The organism is Austwickia chelonae (assembly GCF_003391095.1).
Classification (GTDB): Bacteria; Actinomycetota; Actinomycetes; order Actinomycetales; family Dermatophilaceae; genus Austwickia; species Austwickia chelonae_A.
Window position 1 is genome coordinate 1,250,097 of the sequence record NZ_CP031447.1, and the last position, 22,818, is coordinate 1,272,914.

Annotated in this window: 24 protein-coding genes; 15 read left to right on the forward strand and 9 right to left on the reverse strand. The window is 64.4% G+C overall.

Translation table 11 applies throughout. The features are described from left to right. Positions 1 to 43: 43 nt before the first annotated feature. Complete coding sequence (gene hisG, locus DX923_RS05525) at positions 44 to 889, forward strand: ATP phosphoribosyltransferase (protein WP_116113267.1); 846 nt, start codon at positions 44 to 46, stop codon at positions 887 to 889. Positions 890 to 1,106: 217 nt separating this feature from the next. Continuing rightward, positions 1,107 to 1,619: a PH domain-containing protein gene (locus tag DX923_RS05530; RefSeq protein WP_240322767.1), complete on the forward strand. Its 513-nt coding sequence runs from the start codon at positions 1,107 to 1,109 to the stop codon at positions 1,617 to 1,619. 8 nt (positions 1,620 to 1,627) lie between these two features. On the opposite strand, the gene DX923_RS05535 is transcribed toward DX923_RS05530, so the two are convergent. From DX923_RS05535 to trpS, 3 genes are read right to left on the reverse strand one after another with little or no spacing between them, the layout of a single operon-like run. After that, a complete protein-coding gene (locus tag DX923_RS05535) occupies positions 1,628 to 2,851 on the reverse strand; it encodes an FUSC family protein (protein WP_116113270.1) in 1,224 nt (407 codons plus the stop codon). After that, the gene (locus DX923_RS05540) at positions 2,835 to 3,503 is read right to left on the reverse strand and encodes a hypothetical protein (RefSeq protein ID WP_116113271.1); all 669 of its coding nucleotides are present in this window, start codon (positions 3,501 to 3,503) and stop codon (positions 2,835 to 2,837) included. The genes DX923_RS05535 and DX923_RS05540 overlap by 17 nt, the downstream gene beginning before the upstream one ends. 3 nt (positions 3,504 to 3,506) lie before the next feature. Next, entirely contained in the window at positions 3,507 to 4,589 is a 1,083-nt protein-coding gene (trpS, locus tag DX923_RS05545) for a tryptophan--tRNA ligase (RefSeq protein WP_116116179.1), read from the reverse strand. Positions 4,590 to 4,860: 271 nt separating this feature from the next. On the opposite strand from trpS, the gene hisF reads away from it, so the two are divergent. The 4 genes from hisF to DX923_RS05565 all read left to right on the forward strand — a co-directional run bounded on the left by hisF (position 4,861) and on the right by DX923_RS05565 (position 8,343). Further along, positions 4,861 to 5,658 carry an imidazole glycerol phosphate synthase subunit HisF gene (hisF, locus tag DX923_RS05550; RefSeq protein ID WP_116113273.1) on the forward strand — a complete coding sequence of 266 codons (798 nt, stop codon included), beginning with the start codon at positions 4,861 to 4,863 and terminating at the stop codon, positions 5,656 to 5,658. 138 nt (positions 5,659 to 5,796) lie between these two features. Continuing rightward, complete coding sequence (cbiE, locus tag DX923_RS05555; protein ID WP_162872797.1) at positions 5,797 to 7,005, forward strand: precorrin-6y C5,15-methyltransferase (decarboxylating) subunit CbiE; 1,209 nt, start codon at positions 5,797 to 5,799, stop codon at positions 7,003 to 7,005. Beyond that, positions 7,005 to 8,123, forward strand: a complete 1,119-nt coding sequence (locus tag DX923_RS05560; protein WP_116113276.1) for a YihY/virulence factor BrkB family protein — start codon at positions 7,005 to 7,007, stop codon at positions 8,121 to 8,123. The genes cbiE and DX923_RS05560 overlap by 1 nt, the downstream gene beginning before the upstream one ends. 10 nt (positions 8,124 to 8,133) lie before the next feature. After that, positions 8,134 to 8,343 (forward strand): hypothetical protein, encoded by a 210-nt coding sequence (locus DX923_RS05565; RefSeq protein ID WP_116113278.1) that lies wholly within the window; start codon positions 8,134 to 8,136, stop codon positions 8,341 to 8,343. A 78-nt stretch (positions 8,344 to 8,421) separates the two neighbouring features. Here the strand turns inward: DX923_RS05565 and DX923_RS05570 are convergent, their stop codons facing one another. Beyond that, complete coding sequence (locus tag DX923_RS05570) at positions 8,422 to 9,006, reverse strand: DUF3043 domain-containing protein (protein ID WP_116113280.1); 585 nt, start codon at positions 9,004 to 9,006, stop codon at positions 8,422 to 8,424. A gap of 121 nt (positions 9,007 to 9,127) precedes the next feature. On the opposite strand from DX923_RS05570, the gene DX923_RS05575 reads away from it, so the two are divergent. The 3 genes from DX923_RS05575 to erpA all read left to right on the forward strand — a co-directional run bounded on the left by DX923_RS05575 (position 9,128) and on the right by erpA (position 12,225). Next, complete coding sequence (locus tag DX923_RS05575; RefSeq protein ID WP_275895844.1) at positions 9,128 to 10,522, forward strand: dipeptidase; 1,395 nt, start codon at positions 9,128 to 9,130, stop codon at positions 10,520 to 10,522. A 51-nt stretch (positions 10,523 to 10,573) separates the two neighbouring features. Then, entirely contained in the window at positions 10,574 to 11,737 is a 1,164-nt protein-coding gene (locus DX923_RS05580; RefSeq protein ID WP_162872798.1) for a glycerate kinase family protein, read from the forward strand. Positions 11,738 to 11,874: 137 nt separating this feature from the next. Beyond that, positions 11,875 to 12,225 carry an iron-sulfur cluster insertion protein ErpA gene (gene erpA, locus DX923_RS05585; protein WP_116113283.1) on the forward strand — a complete coding sequence of 117 codons (351 nt, stop codon included), beginning with the start codon at positions 11,875 to 11,877 and terminating at the stop codon, positions 12,223 to 12,225. A gap of 74 nt (positions 12,226 to 12,299) precedes the next feature. Here the strand turns inward: erpA and DX923_RS05590 are convergent, their stop codons facing one another. After that, the gene (locus tag DX923_RS05590) at positions 12,300 to 12,626 is read right to left on the reverse strand and encodes a PadR family transcriptional regulator (RefSeq protein WP_240322768.1); all 327 of its coding nucleotides are present in this window, start codon (positions 12,624 to 12,626) and stop codon (positions 12,300 to 12,302) included. A gap of 94 nt (positions 12,627 to 12,720) precedes the next feature. Here DX923_RS05590 and aat point away from each other — a divergent pair, with 94 nt between their 5' ends. The 5 genes from aat to DX923_RS05615 all read left to right on the forward strand — a co-directional run bounded on the left by aat (position 12,721) and on the right by DX923_RS05615 (position 18,134). Then, the gene (aat, locus tag DX923_RS05595; RefSeq protein ID WP_116113286.1) at positions 12,721 to 13,446 is read left to right on the forward strand and encodes a leucyl/phenylalanyl-tRNA--protein transferase; all 726 of its coding nucleotides are present in this window, start codon (positions 12,721 to 12,723) and stop codon (positions 13,444 to 13,446) included. A gap of 229 nt (positions 13,447 to 13,675) precedes the next feature. Further along, a complete protein-coding gene (ctaC, locus tag DX923_RS05600) occupies positions 13,676 to 14,506 on the forward strand; it encodes an aa3-type cytochrome oxidase subunit II (protein WP_116113288.1) in 831 nt (276 codons plus the stop codon). Further along, positions 14,506 to 16,284 carry an aa3-type cytochrome oxidase subunit I gene (gene ctaD / locus DX923_RS05605; protein WP_116116181.1) on the forward strand — a complete coding sequence of 593 codons (1,779 nt, stop codon included), beginning with the start codon at positions 14,506 to 14,508 and terminating at the stop codon, positions 16,282 to 16,284. The genes ctaC and ctaD overlap by 1 nt, the downstream gene beginning before the upstream one ends. Continuing rightward, the gene (locus DX923_RS05610) at positions 16,281 to 16,697 is read left to right on the forward strand and encodes a cytochrome c oxidase subunit 4 (protein WP_116113290.1); all 417 of its coding nucleotides are present in this window, start codon (positions 16,281 to 16,283) and stop codon (positions 16,695 to 16,697) included. Before ctaD ends, DX923_RS05610 begins: the two co-directional genes overlap by 4 nt. Positions 16,698 to 16,931: 234 nt before the next feature. Next, positions 16,932 to 18,134, forward strand: coding sequence for a L,D-transpeptidase (locus DX923_RS05615; protein ID WP_162872799.1), 1,203 nt, complete (start codon positions 16,932 to 16,934; stop codon positions 18,132 to 18,134). Positions 18,135 to 18,206: 72 nt separating this feature from the next. Here the strand turns inward: DX923_RS05615 and DX923_RS05620 are convergent, their stop codons facing one another. Next, positions 18,207 to 18,566: a metallopeptidase family protein gene (locus tag DX923_RS05620; protein WP_116113293.1), complete on the reverse strand. Its 360-nt coding sequence runs from the start codon at positions 18,564 to 18,566 to the stop codon at positions 18,207 to 18,209. Positions 18,567 to 18,599: 33 nt separating this feature from the next. Here DX923_RS05620 and DX923_RS05625 point away from each other — a divergent pair, with 33 nt between their 5' ends. Beyond that, the gene (locus DX923_RS05625; protein ID WP_116113295.1) at positions 18,600 to 18,884 is read left to right on the forward strand and encodes a DUF167 domain-containing protein; all 285 of its coding nucleotides are present in this window, start codon (positions 18,600 to 18,602) and stop codon (positions 18,882 to 18,884) included. A 98-nt stretch (positions 18,885 to 18,982) separates the two neighbouring features. Here DX923_RS05625 and qcrB read toward each other — a convergent pair whose 3' ends face one another. The 3 genes from qcrB to qcrC form a co-directional block, all read right to left on the reverse strand. Continuing rightward, positions 18,983 to 20,797: a cytochrome bc1 complex cytochrome b subunit gene (gene qcrB / locus DX923_RS05630; protein ID WP_116113296.1), complete on the reverse strand. Its 1,815-nt coding sequence runs from the start codon at positions 20,795 to 20,797 to the stop codon at positions 18,983 to 18,985. After that, positions 20,794 to 21,948, reverse strand: a complete 1,155-nt coding sequence (gene qcrA, locus DX923_RS05635) for a cytochrome bc1 complex Rieske iron-sulfur subunit (protein ID WP_116113298.1) — start codon at positions 21,946 to 21,948, stop codon at positions 20,794 to 20,796. The genes qcrB and qcrA overlap by 4 nt, the downstream gene beginning before the upstream one ends. 61 nt (positions 21,949 to 22,009) lie before the next feature. Further along, on the reverse strand, positions 22,010 to 22,795 hold the full coding sequence (gene qcrC, locus DX923_RS05640) for a cytochrome bc1 complex diheme cytochrome c subunit (protein WP_116113300.1): 786 nt from the start codon (positions 22,793 to 22,795) through the stop codon (positions 22,010 to 22,012). Positions 22,796 to 22,818 lie beyond the last annotated feature (23 nt).

The following is a 22,818-nucleotide window of genomic DNA, read 5'->3' on the forward strand; positions in this document are numbered from 1 at the left end:
TGTCATCTGTCGAAGAGAGACCTACACCATCAGAGGAAAGACCGTGTTACGTATCGCTGTCCCCAACAAGGGGAGCTTGGCCGAGTCCGCCGTTGTCATGTTGAAGGAATGCGGGTACAAGGTTCGCCGCGATTCCAAGGAACTCGTCCTGACCGATGTCGACAACGACATCGAATTCTTCTATTTGCGTCCGCGGGATATCGCGGTCTACGTCGGCTCCGGAACTCTCGACGGCGGGATCACCGGCCGTGACCTGCTGCTGGATTCGGGAAGTGAAGCCGTCGAGACCATGCCATTGGGCTTCGCGCGCAGTACCTTCCGGTTCGCCGGACGTCCCGGTCCGGCTTCGTCGGTGGCTGAGTTGTCCGGCCAGCGCATCGCGACCAGCTACACCGTGCTGGTCCGTGACCATCTGGCATCCCATGGCGTCGAGGCCGAGGTGGTTCGACTCGACGGGGCGGTGGAGACCTCGATCATGTTGGGGGTCGCCGATGTGATTGCCGACGTGGTGGAGACCGGCGCCACCTTGCGGAACCAGGGCTTGGAGGTCTTCGGGGAGCCCATCTTGCGCAGCGAGGCCGTGCTCATCGCCCGCCCGGACACCGCAGAGTCTCCGGCGATGGCGGTTCTGCAGCGTCGGCTGCAGGGAGTCATCACCGCCCGCACCTACGTCATGGTCGACTACGACGTACGGGTCGAGCTGGTTGAGCAGGCCTGTGCCGTCACTCCTGGGTTGGAGTCGCCGACAGTCAGCCCGCTGCACGACAAGGGCTATGTCGCGGTGCGGGCCATGGTCCCCCGCAGCAGGGTGAACCAGGTGATGGACGAGTTGTACGCCATGGGTGCCCGCGGCATCCTCGTCACTGACATCTCAGCCTGCCGTCTGTGAATCACCCGGATTTCCGTGGAGACGGTCGTCCTGGGGCGGTGGTCTTCACGGTGGGGTGACGTGCCGAGTCGTCGAGCGCGAGGCTTTTCCCGCTGAGTGCGAATACGCTCTGCTCTGCGCTGTTCTCAGGACAATCGGCATGAATACGATCCGGGTGCGACACGGATGGACAGCGCACAAACGGCTGTGGTGCGACGAAGCTGAGTAGCGTATGGCTGTGAACAATGCCACCTCCGATCGGGCTGATTCCTCAACCGCTTTCAACCCCTATGCGGTGATGCGGCCGCGTCGCGGGGCTGCCGTCGCGGTCGTCCTGACCGTTCTGGTCTTCATCGCCTTCACCTATGCGGCGATCACGGTGCCGGGCAGAGAAGGGCAGAAAGCAGACTGGGGGATTCTCGATCGGGTGATGATCTTTGTGAGCGGGGCCGCCATCGCCTGGTTCATCTGGCGATTCGCCAGTATCAAGGCAGTTCCTTCACCACAGGGGATCGTGGTGCGAAATCTGCTGCTGACCCGGACGATCGACTGGGCTGAGGTCGTGCGGGTGCAGTACGGCGGCGCGGCTCCCTGGGCGCGGCTGGACCTGTCCGATGCCGACACGGTGGCGGTCATGGCGATTCAGAAGGCCGACGGTGCGCACGCTCAGGCGTTGGCCGCCCGGTTGGCGGCTTTAGTGGAGGTACATGCTTCTGCGGTGGACCCGGGGCTTGGCCCGCAGCAGAGCTGACCGCGTGGTCAGGGTGCCCGATCGGCAGAGCTCTCCGGAATGTCTTCGTCGTCGCTCTCCTGGGGTTCCCGGTTGTCCACCAGCACGAAAGTACTGGGCACATAGGTGACGGCTTCCTGGTAGGGCAGGCCGGTGACCTCCAACAGGTCCACGACGATGGACCGCACCTGGGCGCGGATCACTTCTGAGGACAACGACGGACGCTCGTCGACATAGGTGGTCATCTCGGCCAGGTCCACCAGGATGAGGCGTGAGGCCTCCGGGAGTTCACGTTCGGAAAGACTGGCGGCCATCAACTCGGTCGCCTCGGCGAGACCCGCGACCATGTCGAGGTACGACTTGGAGACGACCTCTCCTGCGGAGACCGCGACATAGGCCCGCCGAACCAGGACACGGAGATTACGGATCGTGTGATCGAGGGGATCGAGCAGGTCCGCGATCACCTGTACCGCAGGTAATTGCCTGCGGCGGAAGGGAGAAGTACGGACCACGGCCAACCCGGCGTCGGCGCTCTCCCGCAACTCGTCCAGGATCTCCTCGGTGGTGCGTGCCCGCTCCAGTGCGGCTGCGGCCCGGGCCGGGTCCTGCTCCCGTAGCGCTCGTACCGTGTCCCGGAGGATCGCGCTGATTTCGGCGAGAGCTTCGGCGGCTTTCAGCCGGGGAGCTCGGACGGGGGTGGCCGGGGTGATGGTCGCGGCCAGTAACGCGACGCAGCCACCGATGACGGCATCGGTCCAGCGCAGGAAAGCTTGACCTGGGGGAGCCACCAGGATGGTGACGACAGCCGATTGGATCCCGGCGGTGGCGGTCATGCCGACTCCGGCATCCAGCAGGGTTGCTGCGGACATGGCGGTGATGACGATCACCGCCAGCTGCCAGTACCCGGCGCCCATGAAGTGGACGAAGGCGTCTCCGATGAAGACGCCCAAGGCGACCCCGACCACCACTTCGACGACCCGGCGTAGCCGCTGACCGAAGGACTGCCCGAGGACGATGAGAGCGGCCACCGCAGCGAAGATGGGCATCTCGTGCCCGAGGAGACCCTGCGCGACTGAATAGGCGATCCCGGCGGAGACTGCGCACTGGACGATGAAGAACGACCGGCTGCGCAGCCGAGAGATCCGGGTCTGCAGGGAGGAACGGCCCCGGAGGGCTACTCGTCGGGGGATGGCCAATCCCCAGTCGACCCAAGCGGCTTCGTACCAGCGAGAGCTGTCAGCCGTTCTGGGCATGGAGGTCCTTCCTGGGGGTGGCGGGAGGTGGTGTCATCGGGGTGGGGGCAGCCGGCTCGCTGCGGCCGGTGTCGAGGATCAGGTCGGCCTGTTCCCGAGTGCCTTCCTGGGCGAAGAGTTGCTCCTCCTGGAGCGCCCACTGCTGCCAGTACGGCCGGAAGGTGTCTCCGTCGCGTCGTAGTGCACGCGCTCGGCGCAGATCCGCAGATGCTTCGGTCCAGATGACAGCGGACAGATACGGCAGGCAGGGGCGTGAAGCGCAGCCGACGCCTTCGACGACGATCCACGGAGCAGACAGGATCGGGCGCGGATCGGCGAAGTTCTGTGCCGTCCAGTCGTAGACGGGGGAGAAGACAGGTCTCCCCTGGGCGAGAGGTTCCAGCACGTGATGTACGAGCAGGTCGACGGCCGGGAAAAGCCCGTCCCATCCCGGGTAGAGGTCGTCCATGTGGACGATCGGGACGTGGAGACCCCGATCTGCGGACAGCGCAGCGGCGAGGACATCGGCCAGGGTCGTCTTCCCTGCGCCGGCAGGACCGTCGAAGGCGACGACGATGCTTTTCCCCGCCATGGGACCACGACGCTCCGCGACGGTGACGATCCTGGCCACCGTCGCGGAGAGATCCGTGTTCTTCGAAGAGGGCTCGGTCATACCTCAGACATAGTTCATGGACATCGCGGCGCGTACTTCATCAAGGGTGGCTGTGGCGACTTCGCGGGCGCGTTCGTTCCCGGAAGCGAGTACATCACGCAGATGCGCCGGGTCGGCGGACAGCTCTGCCCGGCGGGCCCGGATCGGCGCGAGATGTTCGTTCACGGCCTCGGTGACGACAGCTTTGAGCCGTGCGCCGCCGCCGTCGCCGATCTCTTCGGCCAGCACAGCAGGATCCCGGTCGGAGAGCAGTCCGGCCATCAGAAGCAGGTTGGCGACCTCAGGACGGTTCTCGGGGTCATAGGTGATGTGCCGGTCGGAATCGGTCACGGCCCGCTTCAACCGTTTGGCGGTCTCGTCGGCGGTCATGCCGAGTTCGATGGTGTTGCCCTTCGACTTCGACATCTTCGTGCCGTCGGTACCCAGGATGTGCGCTCCGGAGGAGAGTAGCGCCTCTGGCGCGGGGAAGACCGGACGCTTCTTGTCGACCCGGCCGAAACGCTCGTCGAAGCGGCGGGCGATCACCCTGGCCTGCTCCAGGTGCGGGAGCTGGTCCTTGCCGACCGGCACGAGATTCCCCTTGCAGAACAGGATGTCGGCAGCCTGATGGACCGGGTAGGTCAGCAGCAGTCCGGACAAGGCTCGCCCTCCGGTGGCCTCCTGCTCAGCCTTCACCGTCGGATTGCGGCGCAGTTCGGAATCGGTCACCAAGGAGAGGAAGGGCAGCATCAGCTGGTTCAGCTCCGGGATCGCGCTGTGCGTGAAGATCGTGGTGCGCGCCGGGTCCAGGCCCACAGCCAGGTAGTCGGTGAGTAGGGAATAGACGCGTTCCTTCATCTCTCCGACGCTGTCCCGGTCGGTGATCACCTGGTAGTCGGCGATGACGACGAAAGTGTCGAGCCCCAGACCCTGCAACCGGACCCGGTTGCTCAGGGTGCCGATGTAATGTCCCAGATGCAGGTTTCCGGTGGGGCGGTCCCCGGTGAGCATCCGGAAACCGCTCGGGTCCTCGGCGATCTGTTCTTCGATCTGGATGCTCCGGGCTTGGCTACGGCGGAGGCTGGCGTCGCTGACCGAGTCGGCCATGGCCTGGGCCTCCGGCGAGTTGCCGGAACTTTCGATGGCGGGGTCGATCTGCGGCGTGGAGTTGCTCACGTGGTCTTCCTTCGCTCTGCTCAGGATCGCCCGCGTCCGACGTGGGTCCGCCGTCGCACGGGCGACGGCGGGTGGATGTGCTGCTCAGTGCCGTCGCGTGGACGGCCACCAGGAAGGCACTGGGCGGATCATAGCGATATCGTACGCTGCCGCCGGTGGACACCTTCGCCGGACAGGGGCCCACCGGTTCTAGGCTGAACGGGTGAGTGTGGCTACCCGTGTCATTCCCTGTCTCGACGTCGACGGCGGACGCGTCGTCAAAGGCATCAACTTCCAGGACCTGCGCGATGCCGGTGATCCGGTGGAGCTGGCTGCGGTCTACGAGAAGCAGGGCGCCGACGAACTGACCTTCCTGGACGTCACCGCCAGCAGTGGCGACCGGGCAACCACCTTGGACATCGTGAGCCGCACCGCGGAACAGGTCTTCATCCCGTTGACCGTCGGCGGCGGCGTCCGCACCGTTGAGGACGTCGACCGTCTGCTGCGGGCCGGCGCCGACAAGGTCGGGGTGAACACTGCTGCGATCGCCCGACCTGAACTGATCAGCGAGATCGCTGACCGCTTCGGCGCTCAGGTGCTGGTGCTCTCCGCAGATGTTCGTCGCTGGCAGGACCGCGGCGACGGGCTCTCCGCGGACGGGCATCCTGCCCCCGTCTCCGGTTTCGAAGTGACCACCCACGGAGGTCGACGGGGCACCGGCCTGGATGCGCTCCACTGGTGTGTCCGCGCTGCAGCACTGGGCGCGGGGGAGATCCTGCTGAACTCCATGGACGCCGACGGTACCCGTGACGGTTTCGATCTCGAGCTGATCGACGCCGCACGTTCCCGACTCACCGTTCCGCTCATCGCCAGCGGTGGAGCTGGCGCGACCAGCCATTTTGCGCCTGCAGTCCGGGCTGGCGCCGATGCCGTGCTCGCGGCCAGCGTCTTCCACTTCGGTGAGATGACGATCGGTGAAGTCAAGGATGCACTCCGGTCCGACGGGCACCTTGTCCGCTGAGGGCGTGCCTTCTGACGTGGCGCGTTGGTGACCGACTGGCTCGTCGCAGAATTACCATGTGCGAATGACCGATTCCTCGGCTTTGGCCGTATCGGCGCAGAGCTTGCCCGCGGCTGCGCACCCTGGCAGCGAGGTGCTGTGACTCCTCAGGTGGCTCAGGCCTTCACCGAACGCGGAGTCGTCGTGGTCGGGGTCGGGGCCGACGGATGGACCGGCCTGGGAGAAGAAGCGCGTCAGGCCTTGCGCGCGGCAGGCGTGATCATCGGCAGCCCTCGGCTCCTGGAACATCTCCCGACCTGGCTGGGTGCTCGACGGGTGGACTGGCGCAGCCCACTGCGCAGCGGCATCCGTTCCCTCGCGGAGGAATACGCTGATCAAGGATTGGTTGTCCTGGCTTCTGGCGATCCGCTGCTCCACGGCATCGGCCGTACCCTCGTCGAAGAATTGGGCATCGCCCGTCTGCGCTTCCTTCCCGCACTGTCCTCGGTCGCCCTGGCCTGCGCGCGCCTGGGCTGGCCCCGAGAGGACATCGAGGTAGTCAACGCCGTGGGCGGCGGTCTGTCCGGTCTGCCCGAAGCCTTCTTCTCCGGCGCCCGCTTCCTCGTCCTCTCCGCAGGCCGCGACACCCCCTGCACGGTGGCCGCGATGCTGACCGAGCACGGCTTCGCTGACAGCACGGTGGTGGTCCTGGGTGATCTCGGCTCCCCACGCGAACAACGCTGGGAAGGGACCGCTGCCACCTGGTCCGCAGAGATCGACGCCGGGATGAACGTGATCGCCGTCGACTGCCGTCGTGCGCGAACTCCCGACCGCCGCCGGTTGAGGAAACCAGTACGACAAGCGATACCTCGACCGCCGCTTCCGAGCTGGGATGACAACGGGAACCTTTCTGCGACGACTGCGCTCGCCGTGATCATGTCGGCGCTCGGTCCTGCGCCCGGCGAATGCCTCTGGGAGATCGGCGGGCCGGGAGTCTGCACAGACGAGTGGGTCCGTTTGGGGAGAGGTCGTTGTGCTGTGCTGTTGGACCGTCCACCAGACCCGGTCGTGAAGAGCAGCGGGCCGCCAGACGCCGTCGTCATGGCCGGAACAGGCTTGTCCCCGCGTAGTGTCGAGGCCTCCTGGAGGGCTCTGCGCCCTGGAGGCCGGCTTCTCGGTGCAGGGACGAGCGTGGACGAATCAGCATTGTTGGCCCGGTACCACCGGGCCATGGGAGGAGAACTGACCCGGTGGGACTGCGTTCGTGGGATTTCCTCGGCGGATCGGGGGCAGACCCGTTGGGCGGGTGGCGGCCAGATGGTGCTCTGGTACCTGGTGAAACCGCTCGTCGAGCAGGAGGGGCGGTGATGAAGGTCAGTGGTCGGGTGGACGCCTTCCAACGGCGTAGACCTGCGTTGGGTGTGCCTCTCGCCGTGATCTACAAGTACATCGACGACCAGGGCGCCTATCTGGCAGCGTTGATCACCTACTACGGGTTCATCTCGCTCTTTCCCTTGCTCCTCCTCCTTTCTTCGGTGTTGGGCTACGCCTTGGAGAACAACCCTGAATGGCAGGCCCGGATCATGGAATCGGCCTTCCGGCAGGTCCCGGTCATCGGGGACCAGGTGGAACGGGCTCAGCTTCAAGGCAACACCACTGCAGTCGTCATCGGTGCGATAGGCGCGCTCTTCGGCGCGCTGGGCGTGGCTCAGGCGATGCAGAACGCTTTGAACGCAGCCTGGTACGTCCCTCGCGACTCCCGTCCGAACCCGGTGATGGCCCGCGCCCGCAGTACAGCTCTGCTATTGGTGGTAGCGCTCTTCCTGGTGGCGACGACGGTGCTCTCCCAAGCGGACGCAGCTCTGGTTGCCATAGGGGTCAGCGACCAGGCGATCGGTGTCTGGGGGAAGCTGGTCTCCGGGGTGATCACCGGTCTGCTCTTCCTGGTGATCTCCCGGTACGGAACGAGCTATCCCGTCACGGTCAGGGAAGCTCTCCCCGGCAGCGTCCTGGGTGTCCTGGCTTGGCAGGGGCTGCAGAACGCCGGGACGGAATTCGTGCGGAGCTTCGTGGCCGGGGCGACCGCCACCAACGGAGTCTTTGCGGTGGTCCTTGGTCTTCTGGCGTGGATCTACCTGGCGTCGGTGGCTTTCGTGCTCTGCACGGAGCTCAACGTGGTCCTCGCGTTAGGGCTCTATCCACGGGCGCTGCTGACCCCGCTGACCGATGACGTCGACCTGACCGAGGCCGATGTCGAAGCCTATGCCGGAATAGCCAGGGCCCAGCGGTTGAAAGGATTCCAGACGGTACAGGTGTCCTTCGAACACGACGGCCAGTACCGAAGCGCTCGGCTGAGGCGGGAGGAACGCCAGCGGTTGGCCGAGCTTGCGCAGGAGGAGACCTGTCGGCGGGCTGCCCAGGCCCGCCGCAACCGGGAGAACCGCCGGCTCGCTGGGAGGCGACAGCAGGAGAAGGACGCGGGCTAGGTTGGGGAACATGAACGAACGATGGACATGGACCTGCGTGGACGGAGACGACAACCCGGTGGAGGTCGACAGTATGGCGGCGTCCTTCGACTCTCGGGAAGAAGCGGAGTCCGCGCTGAGCAGCGGATGGGAGGAGCTCGCCGACGAAGGAGTCGAACAGGTCTCCTTGTGGTGCGACGGAGAACTCGTGTACGGGCCGATGTCCCTCCAGGAGGGGTGATCACAGGTCCTGGACATGCCGCGGCCCCCGGATCGGACAGGGATCGGGGGCCGTGTAGCAGGTGCTCGGAGGAACAGATCAGTCGACGGAGGCTCCACGTTCGACGCGGGGCAGCGGAAGCCGGGCTCGTCGCATCGAGAGAGTACGACTCATCGTGTAGAAGAAGGTGCCGCTGGCAGCTTTGTATCCGAACTTGGCCATATGGCGCCGTTTGATGCCGAACCAGAGGAGCAGGGTGTCCAGCATGAAGACGGCGAAGGCGCCGTAGACGACCGAGTAACCGATCCGGACGAGCATGCTGGTCGGTGGGAAGAAAAGCAGAGGCAGGCCGATGAGGACGATCGGCATCAGGAATTCACCGATATTCCAACGAGCATCGATGACATCGCGGATCCAGGCGCGTTCTGGGCCGCGGTCTCGGGGCATCAGCGCCCATTCCTCGCCGCGTCGCATCGCCTCCTGGCGTTTGAAACGCTGCTCACGTTCAGCCTGCTTAGCAGCCGTGGCCGCAGCCTTCCGGTCGGCAGGGACCAGCGGCTGCTTCCGGGCAGCTTCGGCTTGCTTGCGCTTGGGCGTGGGCCGGTTCTTGGCACCGACCCGTTCTGCCTCGGTCTGCTCCTGGAGCTTCTCCTGCAGAGACTCATCCTTCTTACGTCCGAACACGAGGGCAACTCTAGGGCACCTTCCCGGCAGGTGGGGGCGATGCCTCCGCAGATGGACAGCTGTTCGCCAGGAGTCTTCGGGCTTTGCCACCACGGAAAGCCTCAGAACGTAGGCTCAAGCCATGAGTGACAAGCTGAGAAAGATTGCGCGAGAAAGCGATCTGCCTGCTGGGCGGCGGGACGAACTGGCCGATCGGGTGGCTTCGGCGATGCCGGGAGTCCGCGCAGACCTGGAATCCCTGGTGCGCATCCCCAGCGTCTCCCTCCCCAGCTTCGACGCCCAGGAGGTGACGCGGAGCGCCGAGCGGGTCGCCGAACTCTTCCGAGCCGAGGGGATGGACGTGGAGGTCGTCCGGATCGGGGAGGGCCACCCTGCGGTCCTGGCCCGTAAACCTGGACCAGAAGGGGCTCCACGAGTTCTGCTCTACGCCCACCACGACGTCCAACCTCCCGGTGAAGAGTCCGAATGGACCACGCCGGCCTTCGAACCGGTTGAACGGGAAGGGCGTCTCTACGCCCGCGGTGCAGCCGATGACAAGGCCGGTGTCATGGCGCATGTGGCGGCCTTGCGTGCGCTCGGTGACGAGCTGGCCGTCGATCTCCGGGTGATCGTCGAAGGAGAAGAAGAAGCCGGATCGGAGAGCCTCCCGGGGATCCTCTCGGCCTATGCCGACCGACTCGACTGCGATGCGATCGTCCTGGCCGATTCGTCCAACTGGGCGGTGGGCACTCCCGCGCTGACCACGACACTGCGCGGCAACGTCCGTGTAGTGGTGACGGTGACCGCCCTGGAACACGGGGTGCACTCGGGAATGTTCGGGGGCGCCGCGCCTGACGCCTTGACCGCGCTGTGCCGGCTGATGGCCACCTTGCACCACGAGGACGGCGCCGTTGCCGTCGCCGGACTACGTAGCGACCCCGCCAGCGACCTGGACTACCCGCAGGAACAGTTCCGGAAGGACAGCGGGATGCCTGCGGACGCACCCCTCCTCGGGACGGGCACCGTCGTCTCCCGGATCTGGTCACAACCTGCGGTGACGGTCATCGGCGTCGATGCACCCAGCGTCGACACCGCAGCGAACCTCTTGCTGCCGCAGGCGCGCGCAAAGGTATCCGTTCGACTGGCGCCTTCCCAGGACTGGGAATCGGCGTGGAAGGCTGTCCGGGACCACCTGCAGGACCGGGCGCCCTGGGGAACCCGTGTCGAGGTCGCGCTGGAGGACGGCGGCAACGGCTTCGTGGCGCCGACCTCGGGGCCTTACGTCGACGCGGCCAGAGCTGCCTTCGAGGACTCCTGGGGAGTGGCACCGGTCGACACGGGCATCGGTGGATCGATCCCCTTCATCGCGGAGTTCGCCGAACAGTTCCCTGCGGCAGCGATCCTGGTCACCGGGGTTGAGGACCCGGATACTCGGGCCCATGGCACCAACGAAAGCCTGCACCTGGGTGAATTCGAGCGGGTCTGTCTGGCCGAGACGATCCTGCTCGAACGGATCGGGCGACTCCACCGCGGCTGATCCTCACCTGCGTACTGGTCGTGGCACAGCGACCAGTGCGACCATGTGAGGATGCGAGTGTTGATCTGCCCGCAGCGTTTCGGGGGCACGCTGACGGCGGTGCAGGCCGCTGAGGCGATAGCGACTGGCTGGCGTTCCCGTGCCCCCGAAGACGAACTGATGGTGGCCCCGATCAGTGGCGGCGGCGCAGATTTCCTCGACGTCTTGTCGACCGCCGCCGACGGGGGAATCACCGTGGGGGCGACGGTCAAGGACCCTTTGGGACGCGAGGTTCCTGGGGTGGTGCTGGTGGTCGAGGAGGATTCTGGGCTCACCGCCTATGTCGAAGCAGCCCAGGCGGCAGGTCTGCATCTGCTTTCCGCTGCTGAACGTCGCCCCGGGACGACCACCAGCCGAGGGGTCGGCGAGCTGATCGAGGTCGCTCTGGCCGAGGGCGCCACCCGCGTCGTTGTCGCGGTCGGTGACCTGGCCACGAATGACGGTGGTGCGGGCCTGTTGAATGCTTTGGGTGTGGGCTCCCCGGAGGATCTCTGCCGGGGAGGTGCAGGGCTGGCCGAGATCGGGAAGGACGCCCTCGAGGGGTTGAGTGCTCTTCGGGAGAGACTCTCTGGGGTGGAGCTGGTCCTGGCCACCCAGGAGGAACTGCCTCTGCTCGGCTTGCAGGGCACCTCTGCGGCTACGGCGGGCTCGCGTGGCGCGGACCCGCAGGAAGCTCAGATTCTGGAGCATGCGCTGAGCAGGTTCCGCCATCTTGCCGACACGGTGTGTCCTCCACCGACCGACCTCTTGAGCGGCACGCCACGTCGAGTGGATCGGATGCCGGGAGCCGGCGCAGGCGGCGGGCTCGGGTACGCACTGTTGCTCCTGGGCGCCCGACGGCGCAGCGCTGCCGATTGGTGTTTCGAGGCGTGGGACTTCCCTGCACTGCTGGCGCACACCGATGTGGTGGTGACCGGGGAAGGCTGCCTGGATTGGCGCTCGGCCGGACAGGGAGTGGTCGCTGAGGTCGCTGAACTGGCTGGGAGACACGGACTGCCGGTCGTGGCGGTCGCCGGTACCGTCGAGGTGGGCAGACGGGACACGATGACGATGGGGCTGTCGGCGACCTACGCAATAGCAGAGCGTCCGGCCGAGGTCGTAGCGGCAATGGCGGACCCCGCTGGCAGCCTCAGCGCTCGAGTGGCCAGGGTTGCAGCGACCTGGTCACCACGCTGACCGTCCCATGCCGGCGACGTGGGTCAGGACACCCTTCGTTGCTCGCGTAGCATTCGTACAATGCGGGCGGAACAAAAGCGGACCTCGGCCGCGTTGATGCCCCACGAAGGACTTCTCGACCAGCGGAGGACGACGTCATGACCACCCAGAACGAGACTCAGGCGCACGGTGTGATCCTGACCGATGTCGCGGCGATCAAGGTGAAGAGCCTGCTCGAGCAGGAGGGTCGCGATGACCTCCGCCTGCGCATCGGTGTGCAGCCCGGTGGCTGTTCCGGCCTGATCTACCAGCTCTACTTCGACGAGCGCAGCCTGGACGGCGACCTGGTGTGCGACTTTGACGGTGTCGAGGTCGTCGTCGACCGGATGAGCGCACCCTACCTGGACGGCGCCACGATCGACTTCGCCGACACGATCGAGAAGCAGGGCTTCACGATCGACAACCCCAACGCGCAGGGCTCCTGCGCTTGCGGTGACTCCTTCAGCTGAGTCTCGCCGTCACGCCGTTCGGGCGGCCGCCGCACCCACCCCGGTGCGGCGGCCGTTCGCGTGTGGTCGCCTCGTCAGGACGACACATGGCGCAGGGGGCGCCACAGGCGCCCGGCGACGGCGGTGACGGTGGCGACCAGATCGGACCAGGCCGCTTCGGCCCGGGCGAGTTCGGCTCGGCCGGCCTCGGTGATGCGGTAGCACTTCCTGGCTGGACCGGAGGAGGACTTGATCAGGTACGACTCGAGATGACCTGCTGCTTCGAGTCGCGTGAGTGCGGGGTAGACGGTGTCCTCCACCAGGTCGTCGAAGCCGGCATCACGGAGTCGGGTGACGATGCCGTAGCCGTTCTCGTGCTGAATCAGGCGGAGCAGGAGGAGGGAGAGGATGCCCTTCAGCATTTGCGGATCATGACCTGGCACAGGACAAGTCTATTTGTTAATAGCTAGTACTGGACTAACTCCAGTTCATCAACACGGCGGCTATCGTGATCCCATGCGACCGGTCGAGCCCCCGCCCAGCCAATGGGATCTCGGTGGTGCCGAGCCGCAACCGGGCGACGATCTCGTTGCCGTCGGTGCCGATCTCGAACCAGGGACCCTCCTCGCCGCCTATCGCTCGGGCCTCTTTCCGATGGGGCTCGGGGACGACGGCGAAGAGCCCCTGGGCTGGTGGAGCCCCGACCCCCGAGGTGTCCTCGAACCCTCGGAATTGAAGATCTCCCGATCTCTGCGCCGATCCCTCAAGGGTTTTGAGCTCACCTGGGACGTGGCCTTCGAACAGGTGGTCGAGCGATGCGCCGACCCGACGAGGCCCGGTTTCTGGATCACCGACCGGATCCGCGAGGCCTACCGCACGCTGCACGACCAGGGATGGGCGCATTCGGTGGAGGTCTGGTCGAACGATGAACTCGTCGGGGGCCTGTACGGAGTCGCCATCGGTGGACTCTTCGCCGGTGAATCGATGTTCCACCGGGCGACCGACGCCTCCAAAGCAGCCCTTGTCGGCCTGGTCGAGGTGATCAGCGCTGATGCGGATCATCGCCGGATCATCGATGTCCAATGGCACACCGAACACCTCGGAAGCCTTGGCGTCCGGGAGATTCCGCGGATGGAGTATCTCGGACGTCTTCACCGTGCTCTTCCCGCACCGAACCTGGCACTGCCCAGGGGGTCTCGTATCACGTTCCGGGCAGATCGCTCCAGGAGCGGCCGCCGCTGAGCGTGCCAGAGAGCCGCCCACCGATTTGATGGGTTCCTCACCTGGTACCGACCGCTCAGCCGCACTTCACAGGGGGTGTCCGCGCGTAACCTTCAGCTCATCGGATATGCCCGTCCACGCCCTGCCAAGAGCATCGGGGGCATCCACACTGACAGCGGAAGGTACACCATTGCGTCGGCATCCTGACACCCGCGGCCGCCAACCGCGACGGGTGACGAGCATCGCAGCCATGACGGCCCTGGCGGTTCTCGCACTCGGCGGCTGCAGCAGCGAGGAACTCTCGCGAGGTTTCCTTCCTCGCGGCGCCTCTGAGGGCGCGCAGCGTGTCCAGGACCTGTGGGTGGGCGGCTGGATCGCGGCACTGTGCGTGGGGGTTTTCGTCTGGGGGCTCACGATCTGGTGCATGGTGGCCTACCGGCGTAAGAAGGACGACGTCGGTTTGCCGCCCCAGCTGCGGTATCACGTGCCGATCGAGCTGTGCTACACCGTTATCCCCGTCATGATGATCGGCGTCCTCTTCTACTACACCGCACGTGACGAAGCGATCCTCCTCGACACCAGCCAGAAACCCGATGTGACGATCAACGTCGTCGGGAAACAGTGGAGCTGGGATTTCAACTATGTCGAGGCAGAGGTCTGGGAATCTGGAGTCCAAGCCCAGCTGACCGGAAAACCAGGGGTCGAAGAGACCCTGCCGACGCTCTACCTGCCCAAAGGCAAACGCGTCGAGTTCGTCTTGACCGCGAGGGATGTCATCCACTCCTTCTGGGTGCCGGCCTTTCAGCAGAAGCTCGACATGATCCCGGGCAAGGTCAACAAACTTCAGGTCGTCCCCACGGAGGAAGGCACCTACCAAGGTAAGTGCGCCGAACTCTGCGGCCAGTACCACGCGACGATGCTGTTCAACGTGAAGGTCGTCTCGCAGGAGGAATACGACAAGCACATGCAGTCGCTGCGGGCCAAGGGCCAGACCGGCATGCTCGACAACAGCCTCAACCGAGCAAAGCTCGAGCCTGGCCAAGAAGGCCGCATGCAGTGGAGACCGGAGGGGAAGCGCTGATGTCGACCGTACTGACACCTACACATGTCGCCGGGGTACCGGCGACGCGGAGGAAGCCGACCAAGGGTCAGCGCTTCGTGTCGCTCATCACCTCGACCGATCACAAGGTGATCGGCAACCTGTACTTCGTCACCACGATGTTCTTCTTCCTGATCGCCGGCGTGATGGCCCTGATCATCCGAGCTGAGCTGGTCGCGCCGGGCCTGCAGGTCCTGCACAACCTCGAACAGTTCAACCAGATGTTCACCATGCACGGCTCGATCATGCTGCTGCTGTTCGCGACCCCGCTCTTCGCCGGATTCGCCAATGCTCTGCTCCCGCTGCAGATCGGGGCTCCCGACGTGGCGATGCCACGGCTGAACATGCTGGCTTACTGGCTCTACCTCTTCGGTGGCCTGATGGCCGTCTCCGGATTCCTGGTGCCGGGCGGCGCCGCCTCCTTCGGGTGGTTCGCCTATGTTCCCCTGTCGAACTCCACCTTCACCCCCAGCCTTGGTGGCGACCTGTGGATCCTTGGCTTCGGGCTCGGCGGGTTCGGCACGATCATGGGTGCGGTCAACTTCATCACCACGATCGTGTGTATGCGGGCCCCGGGAATGACGATGTTCCGGTTGCCGATCTTCACCTGGACGGTCCTGGTGACCTCCATCCTGATCCTGATGGTCTTCCCGGTGTTGACCGCAGCCTTCATGGGCCTGGCCGGCGACCGGCTCTTCGGGATGCACATCTACGACGTGACCAACAACGGGCCGATCTTGTACCAGCATCTGTTCTGGTTCTTCGGTCATCCCGAGGTCTACATCATCGCGTTGCCCTTCTTCGGGATCGTCAGCGAGATCTTCCCGGTCTTCTCCCGCAAACCGATCTTCGGTTACAAGGGCCTGATTTTCGCGACCATCGCGATCGCCGCGCTGTCGGTGACGGTCTGGGCGCACCACATGTATGTGACCGGTCAGGTTCTTCTGCCGTTCTTCTCCGTGATGACAATGCTGATCGCAGTACCCACCGGGGTGAAGTTCTTCAACTGGATCGGCACGATGTGGGGTGGCTCGATCACCTTCGAGACGCCGATCGTCTGGGCGTTGGGCTTCTTGGTGACCTTCCTCTTCGGTGGGCTCACCGGTGTGGTGCTGGCCAGTCCCGCCTTGGACTTCCACCTGTCCGACAGCTATTTCGTGGTGGCTCACTTCCACTACACCGTCTTCGGCACCGTCGTCTTCGCGATGTTCGCCGGCTACTACTTCTGGTGGCCCAAGCTCACCGGCCTGATGCTCGACGAGAAACTCGGCAAGTGGCATTTCTGGCTGCTCTTCGTCGGCTTCCACGCGACTTTCCTGGTGCAGCACTGGCTCGGGGTGCAGGGCATGCCCCGGCGGTACGGCGACTGGATGGTCGAGGACAACTTCGGTCTGTTGAACATCATCTCGACAGTGGGCTCGGTGGTACTGGGAGTCTCCTTCCTGCCCTTCTTCTACAACATCTGGAAGACGCATAAGGAGAACAAACGGGTCACGGTCGACGACCCGTGGGGTTATGGGGGTTCGTTGGAGTGGGCGACCTCCTGCCCACCGCCGCGGCACAACTTCAACAGCATTCCTCGTATCCGTTCCGAGCGGCCGGCCTTCGACCTCCACCACCCGGATGCTGAGGACATCAGTAGCCCGGCTCCGGACAAGGCCGTCCTGGAAGCTCTCCACAGTCAGCGTGGCGCGTCCACGACCGAGGTAGGGGCGCAGCAGTCTGCGTCCACAGACGGTGACGGAGGTCACTCCCGATGAAGGTAGAGGCCAAACTGTTCCAGTACGGGGCAGTGCCTTTCATCTTGACCGCAGCGGTCTACGCCTGGGCGACGGCGGTCTTCACCCCCGATGGGGTGGAACCGGTAGGCACGGTGTGTATCTTCCTGACCGGTCTGATGACCGGAATGATCGGGTGGTACCTCTCCAAGACGGCGCAGACCCTTGACGCCCGTCCGGAAGATGACCCTGACGGTCATATCGGTCAGATGGAAGGGGAGTACGGTTTCTTCAGCCCGTACAGCTGGTGGCCGTTGCCCTTGGCGCTCTCGGCGCTGCTGCTCTTCCTGGGGCTGGCCGTCGGCTGGTGGATCTTCATCGTCGGCGCCTTTTTTGGGGTGATTTCCCTTTTGGGGTGGACTTTCGAGTACTTCCGCGGCGATATCGGAATCTGACTGATACCGATCTGTGAACATATCGAAAGGGGTGTCTGGCTACGCTAGACGCCCCTTTCACCTCTGGAGTTTCCGCTAAACGGCTCCAGCAGGCACATGGCGACTCAGGAATTTGCCAGGGGGAAATGTGAAGTTGGTGTTCGGTTAAGGCGCTGCGGATTTGGCCTGCGGTGCGCAGAGCTGGGAGAGAACACGGTGGGCAGAGCTGTACCCCTTGGCAGGAATTGGGCGATTGTGGCAGGGCTGACCCTGTCAGTCACAGCATTGATTTCCGGATGCCAGGACGAGGGGGAGAAACGCAGCGATAAGGCTGTGATCGACACCAAGTCGGCTGAGGCCAAGATCGAGGTGTCCGTCCCGGACGGGACCAAAGATGTCTCTCCGGAGAGCGTCATCACGGTGAAAGCACTCGACGGCGAGATCGGAACGGTAACGGTCGCCAGCGAGGACGGGAAGCGGAGCGTCGACGGGAAGGTCGGCGACGACAAGAAGGTGTGGTCCTCGCAGCGAAATCTGGCACCCAAAACGACCTACAAGGTGACGGCCACCGCTCGGAGCAAGGATGGACAGGAGAGCACCTCCACGACCTCGTTCACGACGCTCACTGCCAAGAAGGTCATCGGTTACACGGTCACTCCCGACGGATGGACAGTCGGCGCAGGGATGCCCGTTCAGGTGAAATTCAATGCACCGATCACCACCCCCGAAGCCAAAGCACAGATCGAGTCACAGATGTCGATCACCGCGAGCCCCAGCCAGCCTGGGTCATGGGGATGGACCAATGACCGAACCTTGCTCTATCGGCCGCAGACCTACTGGACGTCAGGGACGAAGATCGAGGTGAAAGCGCCGCTGGCTGGCACCAAGATCGCCCCGGATACCTACCTCGCCGAGGACAATGGCGCGAAGTTGACCATCGGTACCCAGCGGGTCCTGAAGGTCGACCTGGCTGCTTATTCGATGACCTTGATCGAGAACGGACAGACGGTCAAGTCCTTCGCGATCAGTGGAGGACGGGCCGGCGAGCGTTTCGAGACCCGCGCCGGGACCAAGGTGATCCAGGACAAACACCCTGACATCGTCATGGACTCCTCGACCTTCGGCGTGGGTAAGAGCGACCCGGAGTACTATCGAACGAAGGTCCAGTGGGCGCTCCGGATTACCGACAGCGGCGAATTCCTGCACTCGGCACCGTGGTCGGTGGGGCAGCAGGGCAAAGCGAATGTCTCCCACGGGTGCGTGAACATGGCGCCCGGTGACGCCGAGTGGTTGTTCGGCAAAGCCCAATACGGTGACGTTGTCGAGACGGTCAACTCCAACTACCAGCTCAAGCCGGAACAGGCTGGAATCCCGGTCTGGTTGTGGACCTGGGAGGAATGGCAGACGAAGTCTGCGGTCAACGCAGTCGGCTCCTCAGAAGGCCCGATGAAGGGCTGAGCGGCTCGGCCCCTGTGCGACGGACGGCGTGTGTCCGCGCTCTCCTCTGGAGAAGCGGATGCACGCCGTCCGTCATCCCCAGCCGAGTTCGTGTAGCCGTTCGTCGTCGATGCCGAAATGATGGGCGATCTCGTGGACGACGGTGATCGCGACCTCGTCGACGACCTCTTCGAATGAATTGCACATCCGTAAGGTCGGCCCGCGGAAGATGAAGATCCGGTCGGGCATCATCGGTTCTCCCCATTCCCAACCTCGTTCGGTTTTGGGGATGCCCTCGTAGACGCCGAGGCAATCGGCACCGAGTTCGCTGTCGGGCTCGTCCTCCACGAAGAAGACCACATTGTCCATCAGATCGAGAAGGTCGGCTGGGACCGCGTCGAGCGCGTCGGCGACGGCCTCCTCGAACTCTATCCGGCTCATCTCGACTGTCATGGAGGCATCCTCTCATCGGGGGAGAATGAAGCTATGCGACTTGTGCTACGCGTCCGTCCAGGAGCCTCTCGGACACGGGTGGGCGGGAGCTATGAAGCTCCGGATGGTCCACAACTGTGTGTAGCTGTGAATGCCCGGGCTGTCGACGGTCAGGCCACCGAAGCGGCGTTGAAGGCAGTCGCAGAGGCTTTAGGGGTCAGGCCGCGTCAGGTGAACCTGGTGTCCGGTGCGACTTCCCGCTCGAAAGTGGTGGAGGTGGATGCGTCTCAGGCGGAGGCGGAGATTTCCGAGAGGCTCCGCGAACTACTTGCCTCGTGAGCGGGACTCCCGGTTCGCTGCTTCTGGACATGGGTGAGGGCCGTCCCCCTGAACCACTTCGGGTCGACGGCCCTCACTTGTCGTGGGTGACTCCTTGATCAGCTCTTCCCAGCCGGTTGATCGGTGGGAGCGTTCTCCTGATCTACCGGCTCCGCTGTGCCATGCCGACCGATGGCCTGTGGACCACGTCCGGCCGGATCCGACTGGAGCATCGCCGCATAGTCATGATGATGGTCTTGTGCTTCGGCGAACTCGGACGGAGTGACTGGCTCGATCCGGTCGGCGAAGTAGAACCGGGAGAAGAACGAGCGTGCTCTTCCGTGCTTCGACTTCGGATCGGTATTGCCCATCGTGTCGGTCACAGGACCCGCGTCGAGCGGCTTCGGCGACTCGTGCTGCACCAGGTTCCACCGCTGGTAGGGGTCCAAGGGTTCGTGGGCCTCGGCGAAACCGCTTCCTTCGGTGAAGACGATACGCCCGGTCTCGTGACCGTGCAGGACCTTGGAGCGGTCAGCCAACTGCAGGGAGAGACACAGCCGTTTGGTCACCCAGAAAGCGATGACCGGCCCTGCGAAGAAGAGGACCTGCAGCGCACGGGTGATGTCGTTGATGGACAGCCCCATCTTGATCGCCATCAGGTCGTTGCCTGCAGCGAGGAACATCACCAGGTATGCGGTCAGCGCAGCGACACCGATCGCGGTCCGCACCGGTGCATTGCGGGGACGGTCGAGCAGGTGGTGCTCGCGACGGTCGCCGGTCACCCAGGCCTCGAAGAAGGGATATGCGCCCATGAGGGTGAAGACCACGGGCAGGAGCATGATCGACCCGATTGCCAGGTTCAGGCTGAGGGTGTATCCCAGGATCTCGAACTCCAGCTGCCCAGGGAGCAGCCGCAAGGCCCCGTCGGCGAACCCCATGTACCAGTCGGGCTGGGAGTCGGCGGTGACGGGGGAAGGATCGTAGGGGCCGTACATCCAGACGGGGTTGATCGCCACCAGCCCTGAGATCAGCGCGATGATCCCGAAGACGATGAAGAAGAATCCACCTGCCTTGGCGGCGTACACCGGCATCACGGGGAAGCCCACGACGTTGTCATTGGTCTTGCCCGGCCCGGGGTACTGGGTGTGCTTGTGCACCATGACCAGGATGAGATGCGCGGTGAACAGACCGATGATGAGGGCAGGGATGAGCAGGACGTGGGCGATGTACAGCCTGGGGATGATGTGTTCTCCGGGGAAGGCTCCACCGAAGATCATGTATGACAAGTACGAGCCGATGATCGGCGAGGACTCGACGAAGCCCTCCATGACCCGGATACCGGTACCGGAGAGCAGGTCGTCGGGCAGCGAGTAGCCGGCGAAACCTTCGATGCAGGCCAACAGGAGGAGCACGGTGCCGATGACCCAGTTGATCTCACGGGGCTTGCGGAAGGCGCCGGTGAAGAAGACTCGGCAGGCGTGGAGGCCGACAGCGGCTACGAAGAAGAGCGCAGACCAGTGATGGAGCTGACGGATCAGGAGCCCACCACGGATGTCGAAGCTGATGTTCAGGGTCGAGGCATAGGCCTCGGACATCGCCAGCCCCTTGAGCGGGACATAGCTGCCGTCGTAGACGACGTGCCCGGCGCTGGGGACGAACCAGAAGGTCAGGAAGACACCGGTGATCAGGGCGATGAGCATGGAGTACATCGCGATCTCACCCAGCATGAACGACCAGTGGTCAGGGAAGACCTTGTTCATCAGGTAACGCAGCGGTTTGGCAGCGCCAGTGCGTTCGTCGAACCAGTTGGCGGCACCACTGCTCTCCGAACGGTGCCGAGATGTCGAGCGGGGCGCCGAGCTGTCCTCAGCACGGAGGGAATCGGCAGCAGCGCGGGCGCGCTCCTGCGAGGAGGGGGAGGAATGAGTGGTCATCGCGCACGCGTCCAGAAGCTCGGTCCGACAGGCTCCATGAATCCCTGGTCGGCGACCAGGTATCCCTCTTTATCCACGGTGATCTTCAGCTGCGGCAGAGGGCGTTTCGCCGGGCCGAAGACGACCTCGCAGTCATTGGTGACATCGAAGGTCGATTGGTGGCAGGGACAGAGGAGATGGTGGGTCTGCTGCTCGTACAGGCCGACCGGGCAGCCTGCGTGGGTGCAGATCTTGCTGTAGGCCACGATCCCTTGGAATCCCCAGTCGCGGGCCTTGGTGCTGGCGAACTTCGCAGGATCCAGACGCATGAGGAGGACAGCGGCTTTCGCCTTGCGCTCCAGGACGCCCAGGTTCTCGTCGTGGTCGAAGGTCTGTCCAGGAGCAGGTTTTTGCTTGGGCTTGTCGTGGATTCCCTCGGGGAGGACGTGATAGACCGAGCCGAGGGTCACATCTGTCGCTTTGATCGGGCGGTTCTCCGGATCGGTCATCAGGCGTAGCCCCTTACGCCAGAAGGTGTTGCGCAGCTCTCGGTCAGCGTCGCCCATCTTGCCCAGCCCGCCGACGACTTGAATCAGTAAGGGCAGGGCGAAGATGGCCAAGGAGGTTCCGCCCGCCAGGCGGATCAGTTTTCGCCGACCCAGCTGGCTCTCTTCCATGCCGCGCTGCAAGGTGTCCAGCACACCTTGGCGGTCCTCCTCGCTGGAGACCACGGGGTGTCGGTGCTCGACGACCTCCTCATCGGGCATCAAGGTCTTGGCCCAGTGCACTGCGCCCAGGCCGATGCCCAGGAGCGAGAAACCCAGGAAGAGTCCGAAGAGGGTGTGCAACAGGTCCAGGTTCCCGAAGAAGGGGACGAAAACCATGTGGTTCATCGGCAGGGTGAAATAGGCGACGACAAAACCGATCGTGCCCACGATGGACAAACAGAAGAGCCCGGCTACTTGCCGTTCAGCACGTCTCGCCGCGCGCTCGTCGACATCGGCGTGCCGCAGGACATGCGGGGGCAGACCGGGATTCTCGAAGCGATCGGTGACAGCTACAGCTGTGCCGGGGACGTGCCCGTCCCCCAAGGAGACTTCGTGGCCGGTCACATGCGGGTTCTCAGGACGACTGTTCCCTGTCGCCCCGGAAGGAGAGCCGTTCTCGTTCATTCGTCGTTCCTGTCGGTACCGAGACCTGCCTTGCGGCGTGGTCGTCCTGGGGAGGAGAGGGTCAGGCGGCCTTGCGGCCCAGCCAAACGGCGGAGCCGATCATGATCGGGATGGCGATCAGCCACAGGAAGAAGCCGTCGGCGACCGGGCCGAAGGAACCCAGGGTGTGCCCGCCGGTGTTGTTGGCTTTGTCCAGTTCATGCAGATAAGCGATCACATCCCGTTTTTCTTCGGGAGTGATGTTCTGGTCGTTGAAGACCGGCATGGACTGAGGCCCGGTGAGCATCGCCTCGTAGATGTGTTTGCCTTCGATTCCTCGCAACGGGGGAGCGAACTTCCCTCGGGTCAGGGCTCCGCCTGACCCGGCGTAGTTGTGGCACATGGCGCAGTTGACCCTGAAGATGTCCCCACCACGGGCCAGGTTGGCGCCCTCGGCGGTGATGTACTTCTGATCGGGAACTGCGGGGCCGGGGCCCAGGGAAGCGACATAAGCGGCCATCTGCTTGATCTCGGTGTCGCTGAACTGCACCTTGTTGCGCTTGGCCTGGACATTTTGCTGGGGCAGTGGCATGCGTCCGGTCCCGACCTGGAAGTCCACCGCAGCGGCACCTACCCCGACGAGACTCGGCCCGTCCGGGGTTCCGGTGGCATTGGCGCCGTGGCAGGTCGTGCAGTTCGCCATGAAGAGCTTCTTGCCGGTTTCGATGTCCTGGGAGGAGGAGCCCGCTTCAGCCTGCGCGGAACCAGGGGCGAAGAAGCTGTAAGCGCCGCCGGTCATCAGTAGCCCGAGCAGGAGAAGGATGACGAAGGCGGCGGGGTGTCGACGGCGGGCGGCGAGGGCTTTCACGTCAGTGGTTCCTTGGGGTCGGA

What these genes read in the sequence shown, in the direction of transcription:
- ctaC (WP_116113288.1), top strand. Translation starts at nt 13,676, where the DNA reads ATGACGGCCCTGGCGGTTCTCGCACTCGGCGGCTGCAGCAGCGAGGAA.
- DX923_RS05535 (WP_116113270.1), bottom strand. Translation starts at nt 2,851, where the DNA reads ATGCCCAGAACGGCTGACAGCTCTCGCTGGTACGAAGCCGCTTGGGTC.
- DX923_RS05560 (WP_116113276.1), top strand. Translation starts at nt 7,005, where the DNA reads ATGAAGGTCAGTGGTCGGGTGGACGCCTTCCAACGGCGTAGACCTGCG.
- trpS (WP_116116179.1), bottom strand. Translation starts at nt 4,589, where the DNA reads ATGGCCGACTCGGTCAGCGACGCCAGCCTCCGCCGTAGCCAAGCCCGG.
- qcrA (WP_116113298.1), bottom strand. Translation starts at nt 21,948, where the DNA reads ATGAACGAGAACGGCTCTCCTTCCGGGGCGACAGGGAACAGTCGTCCT.
- qcrB (WP_116113296.1), bottom strand. Translation starts at nt 20,797, where the DNA reads ATGACCACTCATTCCTCCCCCTCCTCGCAGGAGCGCGCCCGCGCTGCT.
- DX923_RS05610 (WP_116113290.1), top strand. Translation starts at nt 16,281, where the DNA reads ATGAAGGTAGAGGCCAAACTGTTCCAGTACGGGGCAGTGCCTTTCATC.
- DX923_RS05575 (WP_275895844.1), top strand. Translation starts at nt 9,128, where the DNA reads ATGAGTGACAAGCTGAGAAAGATTGCGCGAGAAAGCGATCTGCCTGCT.
- DX923_RS05590 (WP_240322768.1), bottom strand. Translation starts at nt 12,626, where the DNA reads ATGCTGAAGGGCATCCTCTCCCTCCTCCTGCTCCGCCTGATTCAGCAC.
- DX923_RS05540 (WP_116113271.1), bottom strand. Translation starts at nt 3,503, where the DNA reads ATGACCGAGCCCTCTTCGAAGAACACGGATCTCTCCGCGACGGTGGCC.
- erpA (WP_116113283.1), top strand. Translation starts at nt 11,875, where the DNA reads ATGACCACCCAGAACGAGACTCAGGCGCACGGTGTGATCCTGACCGAT.
- DX923_RS05565 (WP_116113278.1), top strand. Translation starts at nt 8,134, where the DNA reads ATGAACGAACGATGGACATGGACCTGCGTGGACGGAGACGACAACCCG.
- DX923_RS05625 (WP_116113295.1), top strand. Translation starts at nt 18,600, where the DNA reads ATGCGACTTGTGCTACGCGTCCGTCCAGGAGCCTCTCGGACACGGGTG.
- DX923_RS05580 (WP_162872798.1), top strand. Translation starts at nt 10,574, where the DNA reads ATGCGAGTGTTGATCTGCCCGCAGCGTTTCGGGGGCACGCTGACGGCG.
- ctaD (WP_116116181.1), top strand. Translation starts at nt 14,506, where the DNA reads ATGTCGACCGTACTGACACCTACACATGTCGCCGGGGTACCGGCGACG.
- aat (WP_116113286.1), top strand. Translation starts at nt 12,721, where the DNA reads ATGCGACCGGTCGAGCCCCCGCCCAGCCAATGGGATCTCGGTGGTGCC.
- DX923_RS05620 (WP_116113293.1), bottom strand. Translation starts at nt 18,566, where the DNA reads ATGACAGTCGAGATGAGCCGGATAGAGTTCGAGGAGGCCGTCGCCGAC.